Annotated in this window: 19 protein-coding genes; 9 read left to right on the top strand and 10 right to left on the bottom strand. The window is 72.4% G+C overall.

The window, feature by feature from the left end:
• The first annotated feature begins 97 nt into the window (after positions 1-97).
• The 4 genes from OHA58_RS31455 (at position 98) to OHA58_RS31440 (ending at position 3,993) form a co-directional block, all read left to right on the top strand.
• On the top strand, positions 98-2,074 hold the full coding sequence (locus OHA58_RS31455) for an amino acid transporter (RefSeq protein ID WP_405482944.1): 1,977 nt from the start codon (positions 98-100) through the stop codon (positions 2,072-2,074).
• Positions 2,075-2,150: 76 nt separating this feature from the next.
• On the top strand, positions 2,151-2,567 hold the full coding sequence (locus tag OHA58_RS31450; RefSeq protein ID WP_405482943.1) for a BlaI/MecI/CopY family transcriptional regulator: 417 nt from the start codon (positions 2,151-2,153) through the stop codon (positions 2,565-2,567).
• A gap of 8 nt (positions 2,568-2,575) precedes the next feature.
• Positions 2,576-3,508 carry a M56 family metallopeptidase gene (locus tag OHA58_RS31445; protein ID WP_405482941.1) on the top strand — a complete coding sequence of 311 codons (933 nt, stop codon included), beginning with the start codon at positions 2,576-2,578 and terminating at the stop codon, positions 3,506-3,508.
• 77 nt (positions 3,509-3,585) lie between these two features.
• Positions 3,586-3,993, top strand: coding sequence for a CoA-binding protein (locus OHA58_RS31440; protein ID WP_405482939.1), 408 nt, complete (start codon positions 3,586-3,588; stop codon positions 3,991-3,993).
• A 39-nt stretch (positions 3,994-4,032) separates the two neighbouring features.
• On the opposite strand, the gene OHA58_RS31435 is transcribed toward OHA58_RS31440, so the two are convergent.
• The 4 genes from OHA58_RS31435 to OHA58_RS31420 all read right to left on the bottom strand — a co-directional run bounded on the left by OHA58_RS31435 (position 4,033) and on the right by OHA58_RS31420 (position 7,042).
• Positions 4,033-4,803 (bottom strand): cupin, encoded by a 771-nt coding sequence (locus OHA58_RS31435; protein ID WP_405482938.1) that lies wholly within the window; start codon positions 4,801-4,803, stop codon positions 4,033-4,035.
• Between the two features lie 115 nt (positions 4,804-4,918).
• Positions 4,919-5,755 (bottom strand): hypothetical protein, encoded by an 837-nt coding sequence (locus OHA58_RS31430; protein ID WP_405482937.1) that lies wholly within the window; start codon positions 5,753-5,755, stop codon positions 4,919-4,921.
• A 113-nt stretch (positions 5,756-5,868) separates the two neighbouring features.
• Positions 5,869-6,426, bottom strand: a complete 558-nt coding sequence (locus OHA58_RS31425; protein ID WP_405482936.1) for a YbaK/EbsC family protein — start codon at positions 6,424-6,426, stop codon at positions 5,869-5,871.
• A gap of 43 nt (positions 6,427-6,469) precedes the next feature.
• Positions 6,470-7,042 carry an XRE family transcriptional regulator gene (locus OHA58_RS31420; RefSeq protein ID WP_326714133.1) on the bottom strand — a complete coding sequence of 191 codons (573 nt, stop codon included), beginning with the start codon at positions 7,040-7,042 and terminating at the stop codon, positions 6,470-6,472.
• Between the two features lie 103 nt (positions 7,043-7,145).
• On the opposite strand from OHA58_RS31420, the gene OHA58_RS31415 reads away from it, so the two are divergent.
• Entirely contained in the window at positions 7,146-8,012 is an 867-nt protein-coding gene (locus OHA58_RS31415) for an EamA family transporter (protein ID WP_405482934.1), read from the top strand.
• 197 nt (positions 8,013-8,209) lie between these two features.
• On the opposite strand, the gene OHA58_RS31410 is transcribed toward OHA58_RS31415, so the two are convergent.
• Positions 8,210-8,974: an acyltransferase gene (locus tag OHA58_RS31410; RefSeq protein ID WP_405482933.1), complete on the bottom strand. Its 765-nt coding sequence runs from the start codon at positions 8,972-8,974 to the stop codon at positions 8,210-8,212.
• 144 nt (positions 8,975-9,118) lie between these two features.
• On the opposite strand from OHA58_RS31410, the gene OHA58_RS31405 reads away from it, so the two are divergent.
• The gene (locus OHA58_RS31405; protein ID WP_405482932.1) at positions 9,119-9,652 is read left to right on the top strand and encodes a gamma carbonic anhydrase family protein; all 534 of its coding nucleotides are present in this window, start codon (positions 9,119-9,121) and stop codon (positions 9,650-9,652) included.
• A 9-nt stretch (positions 9,653-9,661) separates the two neighbouring features.
• Here the strand turns inward: OHA58_RS31405 and OHA58_RS31400 are convergent, their stop codons facing one another.
• Positions 9,662-10,297, bottom strand: coding sequence for a DedA family protein (locus tag OHA58_RS31400; RefSeq protein WP_405482930.1), 636 nt, complete (start codon positions 10,295-10,297; stop codon positions 9,662-9,664).
• A 101-nt stretch (positions 10,298-10,398) separates the two neighbouring features.
• Positions 10,399-10,836: a DUF4442 domain-containing protein gene (locus tag OHA58_RS31395; protein WP_376692806.1), complete on the bottom strand. Its 438-nt coding sequence runs from the start codon at positions 10,834-10,836 to the stop codon at positions 10,399-10,401.
• A gap of 87 nt (positions 10,837-10,923) precedes the next feature.
• Here OHA58_RS31395 and OHA58_RS31390 point away from each other — a divergent pair, with 87 nt between their 5' ends.
• From OHA58_RS31390 to OHA58_RS31380, 3 genes are all read left to right on the top strand, one after another.
• The gene (locus tag OHA58_RS31390) at positions 10,924-11,898 is read left to right on the top strand and encodes a hypothetical protein (protein ID WP_405482928.1); all 975 of its coding nucleotides are present in this window, start codon (positions 10,924-10,926) and stop codon (positions 11,896-11,898) included.
• Positions 11,899-11,993: 95 nt separating this feature from the next.
• On the top strand, positions 11,994-13,031 hold the full coding sequence (locus tag OHA58_RS31385) for a hypothetical protein (RefSeq protein WP_405482926.1): 1,038 nt from the start codon (positions 11,994-11,996) through the stop codon (positions 13,029-13,031).
• Between the two features lie 205 nt (positions 13,032-13,236).
• Complete coding sequence (locus OHA58_RS31380; protein WP_405482925.1) at positions 13,237-14,541, top strand: MFS transporter; 1,305 nt, start codon at positions 13,237-13,239, stop codon at positions 14,539-14,541.
• On the opposite strand, the gene OHA58_RS31375 is transcribed toward OHA58_RS31380, so the two are convergent.
• The 3 genes from OHA58_RS31375 to tuf form a co-directional block, all read right to left on the bottom strand.
• Positions 14,503-15,348 carry a spermidine synthase gene (locus OHA58_RS31375; RefSeq protein WP_405482924.1) on the bottom strand — a complete coding sequence of 282 codons (846 nt, stop codon included), beginning with the start codon at positions 15,346-15,348 and terminating at the stop codon, positions 14,503-14,505. The two genes, OHA58_RS31380 and OHA58_RS31375, sit on opposite strands and share 39 nt — an antisense overlap.
• Positions 15,349-15,547: 199 nt before the next feature.
• Positions 15,548-16,387, bottom strand: coding sequence for a patatin-like phospholipase family protein (locus tag OHA58_RS31370; protein WP_405482923.1), 840 nt, complete (start codon positions 16,385-16,387; stop codon positions 15,548-15,550).
• An 88-nt stretch (positions 16,388-16,475) separates the two neighbouring features.
• Positions 16,476-17,654 carry an elongation factor Tu gene (tuf, locus tag OHA58_RS31365; protein WP_362909984.1) on the bottom strand — a complete coding sequence of 393 codons (1,179 nt, stop codon included), beginning with the start codon at positions 17,652-17,654 and terminating at the stop codon, positions 16,476-16,478.
• Between the last annotated feature and the right edge of the window lie 9 nt (positions 17,655-17,663).

Below are 17,663 nucleotides of genomic sequence, written 5' to 3'. Positions count from 1 at the left end.
CTCGTCGTCGCAGCGCTGGCGGGACGTCCCTTCCCGTGGCTTCCTGCGCGGATGCACCCCCGGGTCCGTACCGGCACGACAGAAAGCAGTTTCGCCCATGACCGGCACGCAGGCCGAACGCGTCGAAGGCACGGCCGTCCGGCCACCGTCCCCACGATGGCGGCCCTGGCTCCTCCAAGGTCTGAGCGAGACGACGGCCCGGCATCCGGGACCGCACGGCACGCCGCCGGCCGAGCACAAGGGCCACACGTGGTGGCGGGTGATGTGCCTGACGGGCGTGGACTACTTCTCGACCCTCGGCTACCAGCCGGGCATCGCCGCCCTCGCCGCGGGGCTCCTGTCCCCGCTGGCCACCCTCGTCCTGATCGCGCTCACGCTCGGCGGCGCGCTGCCGGTCTACCGCCGCGTCGCCAAGGAGTCCCCGCACGGCGAGGGTTCCATCGCGATGCTGGAGCGGCTCCTGCCGTGGTGGGCGGGGAAGCTGTTCGTCCTCGTGCTGCTCGGGTTCGCCGCCACCGACTTCATGATCACGATCACGCTGTCGGCGGCCGACGCCGCGGCGCACGTCGTCGAGAACCCCTTCGCGCCCGCGTCGCTCGACGGCGCGAACACCTGGATCACGCTGTTCCTGGTGGCGGGGCTCGGCGCGGTGTTCCTCAAGGGGTTCCGTGAGGCGATACGGGTGGCGGTCGTGCTCGTCGCCCTCTATCTCATACTGAACGTGGTCGTCCTCATGACCGCCGCCTGGCACGTCCTGACCGAGCCGGTGAAGATCGGCAACTGGTGGGACGCCATGACCGCCGCGCACTCCTCGCCCGCCGCGATGATCGGAGTGGCGCTCCTCGTCTTCCCGAAGCTGGCGCTCGGCATGTCCGGCTTCGAGACGGGCGTCGCCGTGATGCCCCAGGTGCGCGGCGACGCCACGGACACGTACGCGCATCCCAAGGGACGGGTGCGGGACACCCGCAAGCTGCTCACCACGGCCGCGCTGATCATGAGCGGTTTCCTGCTGCTCTCCAGCCTCGCGACGACGATCCTCATCCCCCAGTCCGCGTTCGAGAGCGGCGGCCCGGCCAACGGCCGCGCCCTCGCGTTCCTCGCGCACCAGTACCTGGGCGAGGCCTTCGGCACGGTGTACGACATCTCGACCATCGCCATCCTGTGGTTCGCCGGAGCCTCTGCGCTCGCGGGGCTCCTCAACCTCGTGCCGCGCTACCTGCCGCGTTACGGCATGGCCCCGGAGTGGACGCGCGCCGTCCGTCCGCTGGTGCTCATGTTCATGGCGATCGCCGTCTTCATCACGCTCTGGTTCAACGCGAACGTCGACGACCAGAGCGGCGCGTACGCGACCGGTGTCCTGGTCCTGATGCTGTCGGCGTCGTTCGCCTCGACGGTCGCGGTGCGCTCGCGCGGGCGCAAGGCCGCGACCGTCGGCTTCGGGGCGATCACCGCCGTGTTCGGGTACACGCTCGTCACGAACGTCATCGAGCGGCCCGACGGCATCAAGATCGCCCTCCTCTTCGTCGTCGGGATCCTCCTCACCTCCTTCGCGTCGCGCGTGCACCGCGCCTTCGAACTGCGGGCGGGCGACGTGACGTTCGACGAGACGGCGGCGCGGATCGTCGACGAGGCCGCGGGCCACGGCCCGCTGCGGATCATCGCGAACGAGCCCGACGAGCACTCCAAGGCCGAGTACCGCGCCAAGGAGTACAGCCAGCGCGAGCAGACCCACATCCCGGACGGGCGGCCCGTCCTGTTCCTGGAGGTCTTCGTCCACGACTCGTCGGACTTCACCGCGCCGGTCGAGGTCCACGGCGACGAGAAGCACGGCGTACGCCGCCTGCGCGTCCAGGGCGCGGGCGTGCCGAACACCATCGCGGCCGTCCTGATGAGCCTGCGGGCCCGCACGGGCGAGGTGCCGCACGCGTACTTCAACTGGACCGAGGGCCATCCCGTCAGCCATCTGCTGCGCTTCCTGGTGTTCGGCGACGGCGAGGTCGCGCCGGTCACCCGCGAGGTGCTGCGCCGCGCCGAGCCCGACACCGCCCGGCGGCCCCGCGTCCACGTGGGCTGACCTGCGCCCGCATCCCTGCGGAATAGGATGTGGCGCCCACGTGTGGGTGACGGCCGGGGCGGAGGGCGGACGGGACATGACGCGGGACGGACACGACGGCCGGCGGCCGCGGCGCCGGGGGCAGGGCGAGCTGGAGGCCCAGGTCCTCTCGGCGCTGTGCGAGGCGCCGGGTCCCGTGACGGCGGCCTGGGTCCAGGAGCGGGTCGGCGGCGACCTCGCCTACACGACCGTGGTGACGATCCTGACGCGGCTCCTCGCGAAGAGCGCGGTGACCCGCGCCCGCGACGGCCGCTCCTTCCTGTGGACCCCGGCTGCCGACGGGGCGGGGCTCGCCGCGCTGCGGATGCGCAAGGTGCTCGACGGCGAGACGAACCGCGAGGCGGTCCTCGCACGCTTCGTCACCGCGCTTCCTCCGGGCGACGAACAACTGCTGCGGGACCTCCTCGAACAGGCGGAACGGCCGGACGAAGCCCCCGGCCCCGGCGAGGGCTGAGCCGGGCGATGGGGGTCTTCGTCTTCCTGCCGCTGGTGCTGCCGCTGACGGCGTGGCCTGTGGCCCGCCTGGCCGAGCAGCATCTCCACCCGCGCACCGCGACCCGTCTCCTGACGGCCGTCACGGGAGTGATGGCCCTGTGCAGCACGCTGTGCCTGGCGCTGCTCATGGTCGTCGGCACGGCCCAACTGCCCGGAAACCCCCTCCCCGACGGCTGGTCGGACCCCGAGGTGCGGGCGGCCGTGCCGTACGACGAGGTGGCGGGCAGGGCCGCGATCCCCGCCCTCGCCGTCGTGCTCGTAGTCTGTACGCGGGTCGTCGTCCGGCACCACTTGGTGCGGCGCCGGGCCCGGCGGGCGCTCGCCGGGCTGCACGACCGGGGTGTCGCGGTCGTGCCGGACACGGTGCCGTACGCGTATGCCCTGCCCGGTGGCGACCGTGACCGGGTGGTGGTCACGACCGGGCTCCTGGGCGTGCTCACCGGGCCGGAGCGCAGGGCGCTGTTCGCGCACGAGCGGGCCCATCTGGCGGCCCGGCACCATCGTCATCTGCTGGTGGCGCAGTTGGCGGCGCGAGCCAATCCGTTCCTGCTGCCGCTGCGCACGGCGGTGGCGTACTCGACGGAGCGGTGGGCCGACGAGGACGCGGCGCGCTCCGTGCACGACCGCCGCGTCGTGGCCCGTGCGATCGGCAAGGCCGCTCTCGTCTCGCGCGCCGCGCCGGCCCCCACGCTGGCGGGCCTCGCGGCGCCGGGCCCGGTCCCGCGCCGGGTCGCGGCCCTCCTGCGCCCGGCCCCTACGGCGCACAGCTGGCCACCGGTCGGCACGGGGATCGGCCTCGCGGCGTGGGCGGCGGCCGTGGGCACGGCGGTGTCGGCGATGTCGTCGGCGAACTCTGCGGTGACCATGATCCGCATCCTGCACGCGGCCACGTTCCTCTGACCTCGTCCGGGGGGGAATCCCGCACGGCACCGCCCTGTTGACCACGGTGGACACCCGTCGACCCCAGGAGGCAGCGCATGTACGGCGATCAGGAGACGGTCCGCAGGATCCTCACGGAGCTCGGTGACACCTGGGCGGTCGTGGGCCTCTCCTCGAACAGGGCACGCGCCGCGTACGGCGTCGCCGAGGTCCTCCAGCGCTTCGGCAAGCGCGTCGTCCCCGTCCACCCGAAGGCCGAGACGGTCCACGGCGAGCAGGGCTACGCGTCCCTCGAAGAGATCCCGTTCAAGGTCGACGTGGTCGACGCGTTCGTCAACTCCCATCTCGCGGGCCAGGTCGCCGACGAGGCCCGGTCGATCGGCGCGGAAGCGGTCTGGTTCCAGCTCGGCGTGATCGACGAGACGGCGTACGAGCGCACGCGCGATGCGGGGCTTGCGATGGTCATGGACAAGTGCCCGGCGATCGAGATCCCCCGCCTGGGCTGAGTCGCTCCACCCCGGAACCTGTCGCACTCGAGGCGGCAGTTACCCGTCACGCTGCGGCAGCGTCATCCCGGGCAGCTCGTACTCGTCGCGGCGGCCGCACATGCCGTAGCCGCCCCGCCGGGTGGGACCCGTGTCGTACGAGGCGGATCCCGTGAGGTAAGAGGGGTCGCCGGATTCGAGGGCCGCGAGCTGGGCGCCGGTGCGCTCGGCGGCGGCCAGCGCGCCGGCCCGCCACAGCTCGCGCCAGGCGGGCACCTTGTCCCGGACGAGGCGCGCCGCGGCCCGCTGGAACTCCAGGTAGGGCACGTCGTCCCCGGCCAACAGCGCCTCGCGCAGCGGCAGATAACCCTCGACGGCGAGGTCGCGCCGCCGCCGTGCGGCCGCCTCCGCCAGGGGTCCCGTCCGCGCCGGGAGTGTCGCGGCAGCGGCATAGCGCTCGGGGTCGGCGAGCACATCGGGCGGGAAGGTGAAGACGGCGTCCCCGGCCTCGGGCAGACCGCTGTTCTGCATCAGGACGGTGATGCGCAAGTCGCCGCGCTGCACCATCCGGTGCACGGTGCCCGGCGTGAACCACGCCACCGAGCCTGCTTCCAGGGGGACTTCGCGGTAGCCGCCGGGGCTGAGTGTCTGGACGGCGCCGCGTCCGCCGGTGACGACGTAGGCCTCCGTGCACACCAGGTGCAGATGCGGGGTGCCGCCGCACACACCGTCGGCGGCCTCCCACTCGTAGGCGTTCAGATGGGAGAGGCCGACGGCGCCGGGCAGCGGATGTGAGAAGTCGGTCGACGGGAGGGCGGTTTCGGAGGGCATACGGGGGCTCCTCATCCAGGCCGTGCGGAGCGGGACAGGGGCGAGCGGGACAGAGGCGAGTGGGACAAGGCATGGAAAGCGCTTGCCCCTGGAGGGAGCCTAAGCGCCCCCGTCCTCACTTGCACGCGATCCGCTCGATCGCCCCCGGCCACCGCTCCACGCCGCCCCCGGTCCTCACATACGCCTCGGACCCGTCGGCGGAGAGCCACAGTTGGCGCCGCCCGTCGCGGTACCCGGTGTCCCTGGCCCCCGCGGGCAGCCGCGTCTTCGGCGCGTACGAGGAGTGCAGGAGTTCGCGGGGCAGCGCGTGCTCGGGGTCCCGGAGGTACTGGCGGTCGCCGAGGTGCAGGAACTCCGCCGACTGCCAGTCGCAGTGCTCGGGCCCGGCCGCGCTGAAGATCTCGGACGTGGGGACCGGACGCCCCTCCCGGTCCGCCCACACCCGGATGTCGAGGTGGGCGCGGTCCCGGCGGGCGAACTCGGACGGATCGCACTGGGCATACGTCTCCAGACCCCAACCCGGCCTGCGCGGCAGGTCCTTGGCGACGATCACGGCCACACGGGTGCGGCCGCCGACGTCGTACGAGTACAGGACGCGGCGGCCCGCCTCGCGCTCGACGCGATAGCCGCGCCGTGGCAGGGACCGGGCGAACTCGTCGGCCACGAGCGCGTTCAGGGCCTGGTCCGGCGCGTCCGCGCCGTCCGACGCGCCCCAGCCGTCGTCCCCGCCGCCGCCCTGGTACGGCTTGCCCGCGCATTCGAGGGCGAGGACGGAGGCACCCCCGCCCTGGACGTTGTCCTCGTCACCGTCGATGTCGGGCGCCTTCGCCTTGAGCGGACCGCGGTAGGGGGCGGCCGGCGCGGAGCCGGTCACCACCAGATCCTCGGGGACTTCCGTGCCACAGGCCGCCACGGACGCCAGCGACCCCAACGCCGCAGCCAGCACGGCCACCGTCCGGATTCTCATACCTCGCCCCACCCGTTTCTCCGCCCCTGCCCCGCGCCGCTGCGCGGAGCCGCTCCTCAGACGCGGCGGCCTCCGGATTCGTTCACCGGCGGGCGGGGTCAGTTCACGCCGAGCCCCTCGAGGACCACCGCGCCGGGCAGGTCGAGGAAGGCCTTGCCGGGCACGATGAGCTTGCCGCGGCGCGTTCCGCTGCCGATCAGGACATGCGGCCGGTCGACGACGGCCGCGTCCACGAGGAGCGGCCAGTCGGCGGGCAGCCCGATCGGGGTGATGCCGCCGTACTCCATGCCGGTGGCGCCGGTGGCCGTCTCCATCGGGGCGAACGACGCCTTACGGGCGCCCAGTTGACGGCGTACGACTCCATTGACGTCGACCCGGGTGCCGGAGAGGACCAGGCAGGCGGCGAGGGTCGTCTCGCCGCCGCGCTTGCCCGCGACGACGACACAGTTCGCGGAGTCCTCGAGCAGCTCGGGGCCGTAGTGCTCGACGAACGTGGCCGTGTCCGCCCACTCGGGCTCGGTGTCGACATGGATCAGCTGCTCCGCCGGGACCGTGCCGTGCCAGTTGCGTACGGCGTCGGCCACCGGGTCCGTCAGCAGGTCGAGCGCCTCGGGAGCGGGGCGGACGTGGTCGAAGTTTCCGATGGGTGCGCGCATGTCGGCACGCTAACAGCCGTTCGCGGCGGCCGAGTCGGGCGTCTCAGCGTACGGGCGGCACCGACACGGCCATGGTCATCTCCATCGTCTCGGTGCCGTCGTTGCGGTAGGTGTGCGAGGCGTCGGCCTCGAACGAGACGCTGGATCCGGCGGGCACGCGGTACTCGGCGCCGTCCACGACGAGGGTCAGCTCCCCGGCCGTCACATGGAGCAGCTCCACCGTGCCCGCGGGGTGCGGGTCGGAGCCGCTGCCGTCGCCGGGTTCCAGGTGCCAGTCCCACATCTCCAGGGGGCCGGGGGCCTCGGTTCCGGCGAGCAGCCGGTTGTAGCTGCCGGCGTCCGTGCTCCACAGGCGTACGGCCTGCTCGGGCGGGACGATGCGGACCTTCGGGCCCTGTTCGTAGTCGAGCAGGGTGGTGATGCTGATGCCGAGCGCGTCACCGATCTTGACCACGGTGCCGATGCTGGGGTTGGTGCGGGCCTGCTCGATCTGGATGAGCATGCCGCGGCTGACTCCGGCGCGCGTCGCGAGACCGTCGAGGGTGAAGCCTCGCTCGGTGCGCCAGCGCTTGACGTTGCGGCCGAGGGACTGGGTCAGCAGGTCGAGGTCCGACACATTCCGTCCAATATTCTGGATGACAGCGTTCAATTCATTGAACTAGCGTGTGGTGCAACAAAGCATTCACCGATGTTCACCACACTGTACTGCGAGGCAGACCATGACAGCACTCTTCGCCCTGGCCACGAGCCTCATGTGGGGCCTGGCCGACTTCGGCGGAGGGCTCCTCACCCGACGAACGCCCGCACTCACGGTCGTGGTGGTCTCGCAGAGCATCGCCGTCGCGGTGCTCGGCGCGATCGTGGCGGCGACGGGCGCCTGGAGCGAGGCGGGACCGCAGCTGTGGTTCGCGGTCGCGGCCGGTCTCGTCGGCCCGGTCGCCATGCTCGCCTTCTACAAGGCGCTCGCCCTCGGCCCGATGGGCGTCGTCTCGCCCCTCGGCTCGCTCGGCGTCACCGTCCCCGTGGCCGTCGGCCTGGTGCTCGGGGAGCGTCCGGGACTGCTCCAGTTCGCGGGCATCGGCGTGGCCGTCGCGGGAGTCGTCCTGGCCGGCGGTCCGCAGTTCAGGGGCGCGCCCGTGCAGCGGCAGGCCGTCCTGCTCACGCTGCTCGCCGCGTTCGGCTTCGGCGCGGTGATGGCCCTGATCACGGAGGCCTCGACCACCGTGACGGGACTCTTCCTGGCGCTCTTCGTGCAGCGGGTGACCAATGTGGCGGCGGGCGGCACGGCCCTGTACGTGTCCGTGCGGCGCGGCGGCCGGGCGCTTCCCGAGGACGGCGGGATGCAGGTCGTCCGGTCGGCGCTCCCGGCGCTCGCGTTCGTGGGCCTCGCCGACGTGGCGGCCAACGGCACGTACGCGATGGCGGCGCAGCAGGGCCCGGTCACCGTGGCCGCCGTGCTCGCCTCGCTCTACCCCGTCGTGACGGCGCTGGCCGCGCGCGGATTCCTGGGCGAGCGGCTTCGCGGGGTGCAGGCCGCGGGGGCGGGCCTCGCACTGGTGGGCACGGTGCTGCTGGCGACGGGTTAGGGCCTTTCGTTTGGATCGGGCTGGATCAGGGAGCGGGGTCATGGGGGTCCCCCCTGCTCGAGCGAAGCCGAGAGCTTGGGGGAGCGTGCAGCTGCAAGGCGGAGGATTGAGGCGACGCGGAGCGTCGGTGATTGACGACAACGCGGCAGATGTGCGTGCCAGACCCCGCGAGCCCAGCCTGATCCAAACGAAAGGCCCTAGGCGCTCGCGCCCGGCTGGACGCCCTCTTCCAGCTCCTCCAGGTCGGCGAGCGCGAGGAGCTGCTCGGGGGTGACGCCTTCGGGGATCGGGGCGGGGGCGGGTGTGCGCAGCGGCGGCTGCCACCCGTTCTCCTCGTCCCAGCTCCGTACGACTCGGGCGGGCGCACCGGCCACGACCGCGTGGTCCGGCACCTCTCCGCGCACGACGGCACCGGCGGCCACCACGACGTTCCGGCCGATCCGCGCGCCCGGCAGGATCACCGCACCGGTCCCGATCCAGCAGCCGGGCCCGATCTCCACCGGCTCCATGCGCGGCCACTGCTTGCCGATGGGCTGGTGCGGGTCGTCGTACGAGTGGTTGGTCGAAGTCACGTAGACGTACGGCCCGAAATAGCAGTCGCTGCCGATCGTGACCGTCGTGTCGGCGATGACATGGCTGCCGCGGCCGAGGACGACGCCGTCACCTATGCGCAGGATCGGCTCGGACCCGAGGTCGAGGTCGGGCATCAGGCCCGCGGTGAGAGTGACCTGTTCGGCGATGATGCAGTGCGCGCCGAGATGGATCCAGGGCTCGCCGAAGACCGTGCCCTGCGGGAAGGCCAGCTTGGTGCCGCGCCCGAGGGATCCGAAGCGGTAGCGGCCGGGATGCGCGGCGGTCACGGCGCCCGCACGCTGCGCCAGGCGCCAGCCCGCCTGCACCGCGCGATGGGCGAGGCGTCCGGTGAAGTCGCGGGATGAGAACGCGTTCCAGTTCTTCGGCACAGCCTCACGTTACTCAGCCGTACGCCACCGCGCAGAGCCGTGGCCTGTGATCTTCGCCCCACGCGCCACCGGCTCGGGGCCGTCCCGTACGGTTCGCTCTGGCGCGACACAGTCGGTGCGGAAGACGGAAGAGGAGACACAGCGATGGGCCAGCAGGCACTCATCACCGGGATCGGCGGCAAGGACCCGGACCTCGACCAGGAGGCGTTCGCCGCGCCGACCTCGGTCGTGATCGGCGAGGTCACCCTGCACGCCGGGGCGAGTGTCTGGTACGGCGCGGTGCTGCGCGCGGACTGCGGCCCGATCGTGCTCGGCGCCGACAGCAACATCCAGGACAACTGCACCGTGCACGTCGACCCCGGCTTCCCGGTGACGGTCGGCGAACGGGTCTCCGTGGGACACAACGCGGTCCTGCACGGCTGCACGGTCGAGGACGACTGCCTCGTGGGTATGGGCGCCACGGTCCTCAACGGCGCGGTGATAGGCGCCGGTTCCCTGGTCGCCGCCCAGGCGCTCGTCCCGCAGGGGATGCAGGTCCCGCCGGGTTCACTCGTCGCCGGGGTGCCCGCCAAGGTGAAGCGGCCCCTGACCGACGAGGAGCGCGTGGGCATCACCCTGAACGGCACGCTCTACGTGGAACTGGCGAAGGCGCACCGCGCGGCGCACGAGGACAGCTGACCGGCCTGGTCAGTCGGCGGCCGGGACCGGCTCTGCCTCGGCCGCCGCCTTCTTCGCCTTGCGCCTGACGATCAGCATGGACGCCAGGCCGATCAGCGCGGCCGCGGCGAGCCCGTAGTACGAGAACCGCTTGAGCCAGTCCTCGGCGACCACACCGATGTAGTAGATGACGGCGGTCGTGCCGCCGGCCCAGACGACCCCGCCGAGGAAGTTCGCGATGAGGAACTTCCAGTACGGCATGTGCAGCACGCCCGCGAGCGGGCCCGCGAAGATGCGCAGCAGGGCGACGAAGCGGCCGAAGAAGACCGCCCACATGCCCCACTTCTCGAAGGAGCGCTCGGCGGTCGCGACATGGGCCTCGCCGAAGTGGCGTGGGAACTTGTTGCCGAGCCAGGCCAGCAGGGGGCGTCCGCCCTTGCGGCCGATCGCGTATCCGATCGAGTCGCCGACGACGGCTCCCGCGCTGGCGCAGGCGCCGAGGATGATCGGGTTGACGTCACCGTGCTGGGAGGACAGCAGCGCAGCCGAGACCAGGACGATCTCTCCAGGCAGCGGGATGCCCAGGCTTTCGAGCCCGATGACGCCGGCCACCAGGGCATAGACGGCGACCGCCGGTACCGTGTCGAGCCACTCCTGGACGTGCAACGCCGATTCCTCCCGTGTCGGTGGGCGTGTGCCCGGCGCACGCTCCCCCGGGTGCGCATGCCGGGCAGCCTACCTGTTCAAGGCAAACGGAGATGTCCGGCTCAGCTGTTGGGGCGCAGCGTCCAGACGACGGACATTTCCCCCGTCACCGCACCGTCGGCGCGCTGGATCGCGACGGTCACCGGGAACTCGGGGCGCTCCCCCGCGTCGAGCTCGGCGACCACGTCGGCGGCCGGTCGGCCGAGCGTGGCCGTCGCCGTGACGGGGCCCATGGCGAGCTTCTTGTACGCGATGTCGGCGCGCACGGCGAGCGGCACCGCCCGCGAGAGCTGGTCCCCGAAGGCGGCGAGGACGATCGCGCCACTCGCGGACTCGCCGAGCGTGAACATCGCTCCGGCGTGCGGTCCGCCGACGTGGTTGTGGTACTCGCTCTGGTCCGGCAGGGCCACGACGGCCTTCTCCGGGGTGGTCTCGAGGAATTCGATGTTCAGGGTCCGGGCCATCGGCACGGTGGCGGCGAGCATCTCGCCGATCGACATCTGTTCTGCGCTCATGGTGCGTGATGTTACCCGCGAGTAGCGACCTTGGCCATCCTCGCTCCGGCGGCGGCTCTATCGTTGCTCGCCATGTGGCCAGGAGAGCAGGGTCCCGGGGGCGAGCAGAACCCGCAGGGCCGCCAACCGAATCCGTACCAGCAGCCGAACCCGTACCAGCAGCCGAACCCGTATCCGCAGCCGTCCGGACAGCAGGTCTGGAACGCGCCCACGATTCCCGCCGGTTCACCCCAGCCGTCGCCCGAGCCCCCGAAGCGCGGACGGACGGCTCTCATCGCCGTGGTGGCCGCCGCCGCGGTCGTCGTCGCGTCCGTGGTCACCGGGGTCCTGGTCCTCGGCGGCGATAAGGACAAGAAGGACGACAACGCCGGGCCCGGCCCCACGAAGTCCTCGGCGGCCGCGCCGAGCGCGACCGGCAACCCGCGCGCGGGCGGCGGTGTCGAACCCACCGTGCACGGCTGGAAGACCGTGGTGAACACCGACCACGGCATGGCGTTCGACGTTCCCTCCACCTGGCTGGTGAAGTCGAACGGCTGGGTCAACTGGGTCTCCAAAGACGGCGACCCGCGCGAGAAGCCGCTCATCGCCATGAGCAACCCGGCGTTCCTCGAAGAGAAGTGGTGCGTCTCCGACGACGACAAGGACGGCAACGAGGAGGAGTCCTCGCTCGGCGCGACCGGGTCGCGGGGCAACAACGGCTCCAAGAGCACCGAGGACGCCGCCACCAAGGACGCCACGATGTGGGTCTACGGCGCGTACTCGCAGCCCGACAAGAAGAGCATCGCCACGAAGCCGGCGGAGTCGTACACCACCGCGTCCGGCCTCACCGGCAGCCTGGTGACCGCCTCTTCGACGGGCGTCAAGCAGAAGAAGCACGGCAAGTGCTCCTCCGACGGCAAGGCCGCCGTGTTCGCCTTCAAGGACGCCGACGGCGACTTCGCGTCCTGGTCGTTCTTCGGGCCCACGGGCGTCAAGGGCGAGGTACCCGACGCGACGGTCAGGAAGATCGTCAGCACCGTGCGGCTCGTGGACGTCAGCGACTCCTGAGACACGGCGCGCCAACGCGGCTGCCGGCGAACCGTTGCACGTCCGGTACAGGGCGACGGTGCCGGCGGCTGCCGGGACCTCTATTGTTGTGCGCCATGTGGCCAGGACAGCAGCCGCCCGGGGGCGAGCAGAACCCGCAGGACCAGAATCCGTACCAGCAGCCGGGGTACCAGCAGCAGCCCAACCCCTATCAGCAGCCGGGCTACCAGCAGCAGCCCAATCCGTACCAGCAGCAGCCCGGGCAGCAGCCTCCCGGGCAGTGGGGCGCCCCCACCGTCCCGCTCGGCGCTCCCCAGCCGCCGAGCGGTAACGGCGGCGGCAACAAGACGAAGATCACCGCGATCGTCGCGGCCGCGGCCGTCGTGGTCGCCGCCGGCGTCACCGCGTTCCTCGTACTCGGGGGCGACAAGGAGGACAAGGCGGACCCCAAGCCGTCCAAGTCCCCCACGAAGTCCGCCTCCAAGGACCCGAGCCCCGACGCGAGCGACGACGTCAACCCGCGCGACCCGTCGAACGCGCCGAAGGCCACGATCGCGGGCTGGCAGGTCGTCGTGAACCCCAAGTACGGGACCGCGTTCGACGTACCGGCCGACTGGGCCGTCAAGTCGGACGGCCTGATCACCGGCTTCGACGATGCGAAGGACGACGGCGCCAAGCCCCTCATCACGATGTCCGCACCCGCGTTCCTCAAGGAAAAGTGGTGCACGTCCGACGACGACAAGGACGGCACCGAGGACGACAGCGCCCTCGCCGCGGCGGGCACCAAGGGGCAGAACGGCGCCAAGAACACCCAGGACGTCGCGCGCAACGACTCGGCGTGGTGGGTGTTCGGCGGCTACACCGACCAGAAGGACTCGTCGAAGAAGCTCCTGAAGATCGGTAAGCCGAAGGACTTCACGACCGCTTCCGGCGTCAAGGGCAGCGTGGCGACCACTACATCGTCCGGTGTGCCGAAGACCGGCAAGTGCGACACGGACGGCAAGGCCACCGTGTTCGCCTTCAAGAACTCCCAGGGCGACTTCGTCTCCTGGACGTTCTACGGCGCCAAGGGCGTGAAGGACGAGGTCCCCGACGCCACGGTGCAGAAGATCCTCAGCACCGTACGGCTCCAGGGCGACCCCAGCGTGGACTGAGCCGCACACAGCACAGCGTCCGGACCGCCCGCGGTGCAGGGCAGGCCGGACGCTGTCAGCGGCGTCGTGATCCGATCAGCGCAGGTTCACGGCCGCGTTCGCCGAGAACGAGGAGTGGACCGGCACTTCTCCTCGGCGATCACGTTCGGCCAGGCCGAAAGAATCTCGTTTGGCAAGTCGGACCCACTGCGGCGATAGTCCCTCAGTGAACTCTGCCGCCGCCTCCCCGCTCAGACCCCGCCGACCCGCGTGGGCGGGCCGCAACTACAGCCTGCTGGCGTTGGCGGCGTTCGTGACGACCCTCGGCAGCAATGGCGCGCTGATCGCGTCCGCGTTCGCGGTGCTCGAGACCGGGGGCGACGGCGGGGACGTCGGCCTCGTCGCCGCGTCACGCACCCTGACGCTCGTCCTGTTCCTGCTCGTCGGCGGAGCCGTCGCCGACCGGCTGCCGCGCCACCACGTGATGGTCGCGGCCAACGCGCTCAACTTCCTCTCCCAGGGCGCCTTCGCGCTGCTCGTCCTGACCGGGAAGCCCGAGCTGTGGCAGATGATGCTGCTCAGCGCGCTGGGCGGCACCGGGCAGGCCTTCTTCAACCCCGCCGCCGAAGGCATGCTGATGTCGTCGGTCGAGCGGGAGCAGGCGAGTCGCGCCTTCGCCCTCTTCCGGATGGCGATGTCGGGCGCGGCCGTGGGCGGCGCGGCGCTCGGCGGCGCGATGGTCGCGGCCGTCGGGCCCGGCTGGGTGCTCGCCGTGGACGCGGTCGCGTTCGCCGTCGCGGGCGCCCTGCGCTCGTTCCTCGACGTCAGCCACATCGCGCCGCGCGAGCCCGGCGGTGGCCTCCTCGCCGATATGCGGGACGGCTGGCAGGAGTTCATCGGCCGGCCGTGGCTGTGGGGCGTCGTCGCACAGTTCTCCGTCGTGGTCGCGGTGGTCGGCGCCGCCGACGCGGTCTTCGGCCCGCTGGTCGCGCGCGACTCCCTCGGCGGACCCGGGCCCTGGGGGCTCGCGCTCGGCGCGTTCGGCGTCGGGACCGTCGCCGGGGCGTTGCTGATGATGCGGTGGAAGCCGCGGCGGCTGCTGCTCGCCGGGACCCTGTGCGTGTTCCCGCTGGCGCTGCCCTCGGCGGCGCTCGCGGTACCGGTGCCTCTTGCCGTGCTGGTCTGCGTGATGTTCGTGAGCGGCGTGACGATCGAGGTGTTCAGCGTCTCCTGGATGACAGCACTGCACCAGGAGATCCCGGAGGACAAGCTGTCCCGCGTCTCGGCGTACGACTGGTTCGGCTCCGTCGCGATGGTGCCGGTCGCCACCGCGCTCGCGGGCCCCGCGGAGGCCGCCTTCGGCCTGACCCCGTCGCTGTGGGGCTGCGCGGCGCTCGTCGTCATCGCGACGGGCGCGGTCCTGTTCGTGCCGGAGGTACGCCGGCTGACGCGCCGCCCCGACACCGCCGAGCAGCCCGCGCCGGAGCTCGTCTCAGCCGATGCCGAAGGAGCCGCCGGGCGGCTCGGGTGACGGCACCGCCTCCTCGTCCCGTACGGGCTTCGCGTTTCCGGTGAAGCGGCGCAGCTGAGCGCCGTGCTCGACGCGGGCCGGGAACGCGTCGGCCGCGGCGCGCCGGGCGAGCCCCGCGATGTCGAGTTCCTCGTGAGAGGCCACGAGGACCGTGTTCCCGAAGCGCCTGCCGCGCAGCACGGCGGGCTCCGCGATCAGCGCGAGATGCTCGAACACCGTTGAGAACGTGGCGAGTTGGGAGCGGAGGAAGGCGAACGGCGTGCCGTCCGCGAGGTTCGCCGCGTAGATGCCCGTGGGGCGCAGGACCCGCTCGGCGGCCTCGGCGTACGCCACGGTGGTCAGGTGGGCCGGGACGCGGGAGCCGCCGAAGACGTCCGCCACGAGTACGTCGGCACTCTCGGCGTCGGCCGACTCCAGCCAGGTGCGGGCGTCGGCTCCGTGGACGGTGATCCCGGCGCCGTCGGGGACGGGGAGGTGTTCGGCGACCAGGGCGAGCAGCCCCCGGTCCGCCTCGACCACGTCCTGACGCGAGCCGGGCCGCGTCGCCGCCGCATAGCGCGGCAGGGTCAGCGCGCCACCGCCGAGATGCAGCACGTCGAGCGGCTTTCCGGGTTCGTCCGCACAGTCGAGGACATGCCCGAGCCGGCGCGCGTACTCGAATTCGAGGTGTTCCGGCGCGTCCAGATCGACGTACGACTGCGGCGCCCCGTCGACCGTGAGCAGCCAGGCCCTGCGCCGGTCCACGTCGGGCATCAGCTTGGCGGTGCCGTGATCGACGGTCCTGGTCACGGGTATCGGCTCGTCCACGCGTCCATTGTGCCGGGCGGTGGGGGTGGCGGGGGCCGGGCGGGGTTCACGGGGGGCCGCAGGGAGCTTGACGGGCGGCGTTTTGCCGGGCGTGCCGGGTGTGCGGGCGGTGGGGCCGGGCGCCGCACGGCACTCGCCACGGCGCGGGCAGCGAGGCCGCCGGCTGCCGGCTGCCGCACGGCGCTCGCCAGGGCGTTGCTCAGCCCCACACCTCTGCCACGCCCGCCGCGTGCGCCGGCGCCTGTTCCCGGCCCGCGCGGGCCGAGGGGGCGCGGTGTGTCGGGTCGAGGCTGTTGTGGCCCATCGCCTTTCTGGTGGTGCGGTTCGGGGTGATGAGCGTGACCCTCGCCCCGCCCGAGGTGAGGCGTTCCGCCTGGGCGCGGGCCGATTCGAGGGTGCCGCCGCCCACGGCGATCGGGGCGATGATCACGATACGGTCGTGGCCTTCGGCGAGGTGCGCGTTGGCCGGGGAGCGGACGCCGCCGTCGATCCACCGGCCGTCCTCGAACGTGACCGGCGGCCAGACGCCCGGCACGGCGCAGCTGGCCGCGACGGCGTCGACCAGGCCGACGCCACTGCCCCGGTCGAGGACACGGAACTCGCCGGTCGTCGCCCGTACCGCCGTCACCAGGAACGGCCGCTCGGGCCAGCTGTGGGAGACGAGCCGCCCCGCGATGACCGCGCGGCGCGTCGCCTCGTCCGGGGTGTCGGCGGCCAGCGCGATGTGCCCCACCTTGCGGCCGAAGTCCTCGGGCGTACGGGAGGAGAGCGCGGCGCGGGCGTGGCGGAGGGTGGCGGCGGCGCCCAGGTGCCCGGCGATCTCCCCTACGGGCGCGGCGAGTTGGCGCTCGTACAGCTCGGCGGGGGTCAGTCTGCCGGAGGTGAGCTGGGCGCCGACGACGGAGCCCGCGGAGGTGCCGATCACGGTGTCGGCGTCCCACAGGTCGGCGCCGGCCTCGGCGAGGCCGTGGAGGATTCCGGAGATCCAGCCGATGCCGGAGAGGCCGCCGCCCCCGAGTACGAGTGCCCTGCCCGCCACTTGAGACCTCCCTGCCGGCGCCGGCGTCCAGTGTGGCCGACGTGCGACCGCCCGCCTCCCGCGGGGTGCGGGAGGCGGGCGGTGCGGTTCAGCCGACGGAGCTGACGGTGCCCGCGCCGACGGTGCGCCCGCCCTCGCGGATGGCGAAGCCGAGGCCCGCCTCCAGGGGCATGTCGCGGCCGAGCTCGACCGTCATCGTGACGGTGTCCCCGGGCCGGGCGACGGCGCTCTCGCCGAGGTCGACGTCGCCGACGACGTCCGCGGTCCGCAGGTAGAACTGCGGCCGGTAGCCGGTGGCGACCGGTGTCGTGCGGCCGCCCTCGGCCGCCGAGAGGACGTACACCTGGGCCGTGAAGCGGCGGCTCGGGCTGACGCTGGCCGGGGCCGCGACGACGTCGCCGCGGCGGACTGCGTCGCGGGGCACTCCGCGCAGCAGCAGCGCCACGTTGTCCCCGGCCTGCGCCTCCTCCATGGGCTTGCCGAAGGTCTCCAGGCCGGTGACCACGGTCGCCGCCGCGTCGGTGTCCGCGCCGAAGATCTCGACGCGGTCGCCGACGCGCACCCTGCCGCGCTCGACAGCCCCGGTGACGACCGTTCCGCGTCCGGTGATGGTGAGCACGTTCTCCACCGGCAACAGGAACGGCGCGTCCACGTACCGCTCGGGCATGGGCACATACGTGTCCACGGCGTCGAGCAGCGCGTCGATCGCCCCGGTCCAACGGGGGTCGCCCTCAAGGGCCTTGAGCCCGGAGACCCTCACCACGGGGACGGAGTCGCCGCCGTACCCGTGCGCGGAGAGCAGCTCGCGGACCTCCAGCTCGACGAGGTCGGTGAGCTCCTCGTCCCCCGCGTCCGCCTTGTTCAGCGCGACGACGATGTGGTCGACGCCGACCTGGCGGGCGAGCAGGACGTGCTCGGCGGTCTGCGGCATGATCCCGTCCAGCGCGGAGACCACGAGGATCGCCCCGTCGAGCTGCGCGGCCCCCGTGACCATGTTCTTGACGTAGTCGGCGTGGCCGGGCATGTCGACGTGCGCGTAGTGGCGGGTGTCGGTCTCGTACTCGACGTGCGCGATGTTGATGGTGATGCCGCGGGCTGCCTCCTCCGGGGCGCGGTCGATGCGGTCGAAGGGCACGAACGTGCCGGCGCCGCGCTCGGCGAGGACCTTGGTGATGGCGGCGGTGAGGGTCGTCTTGCCGTGGTCGACGTGGCCCATGGTGCCGATGTTGAGGTGCGGCTTGGTGCGCACGTATGCCGTCTTGGGCATGACTGGGTG

The organism is Streptomyces sp. NBC_00009 (assembly GCF_045040855.1).
Classification (GTDB): Bacteria; Actinomycetota; Actinomycetes; order Streptomycetales; family Streptomycetaceae; genus Streptomyces; species Streptomyces aureus.
Note: the sequence above shows the minus strand (reverse complement) of the source record. Positions and strands in the feature narration are given on the sequence as shown.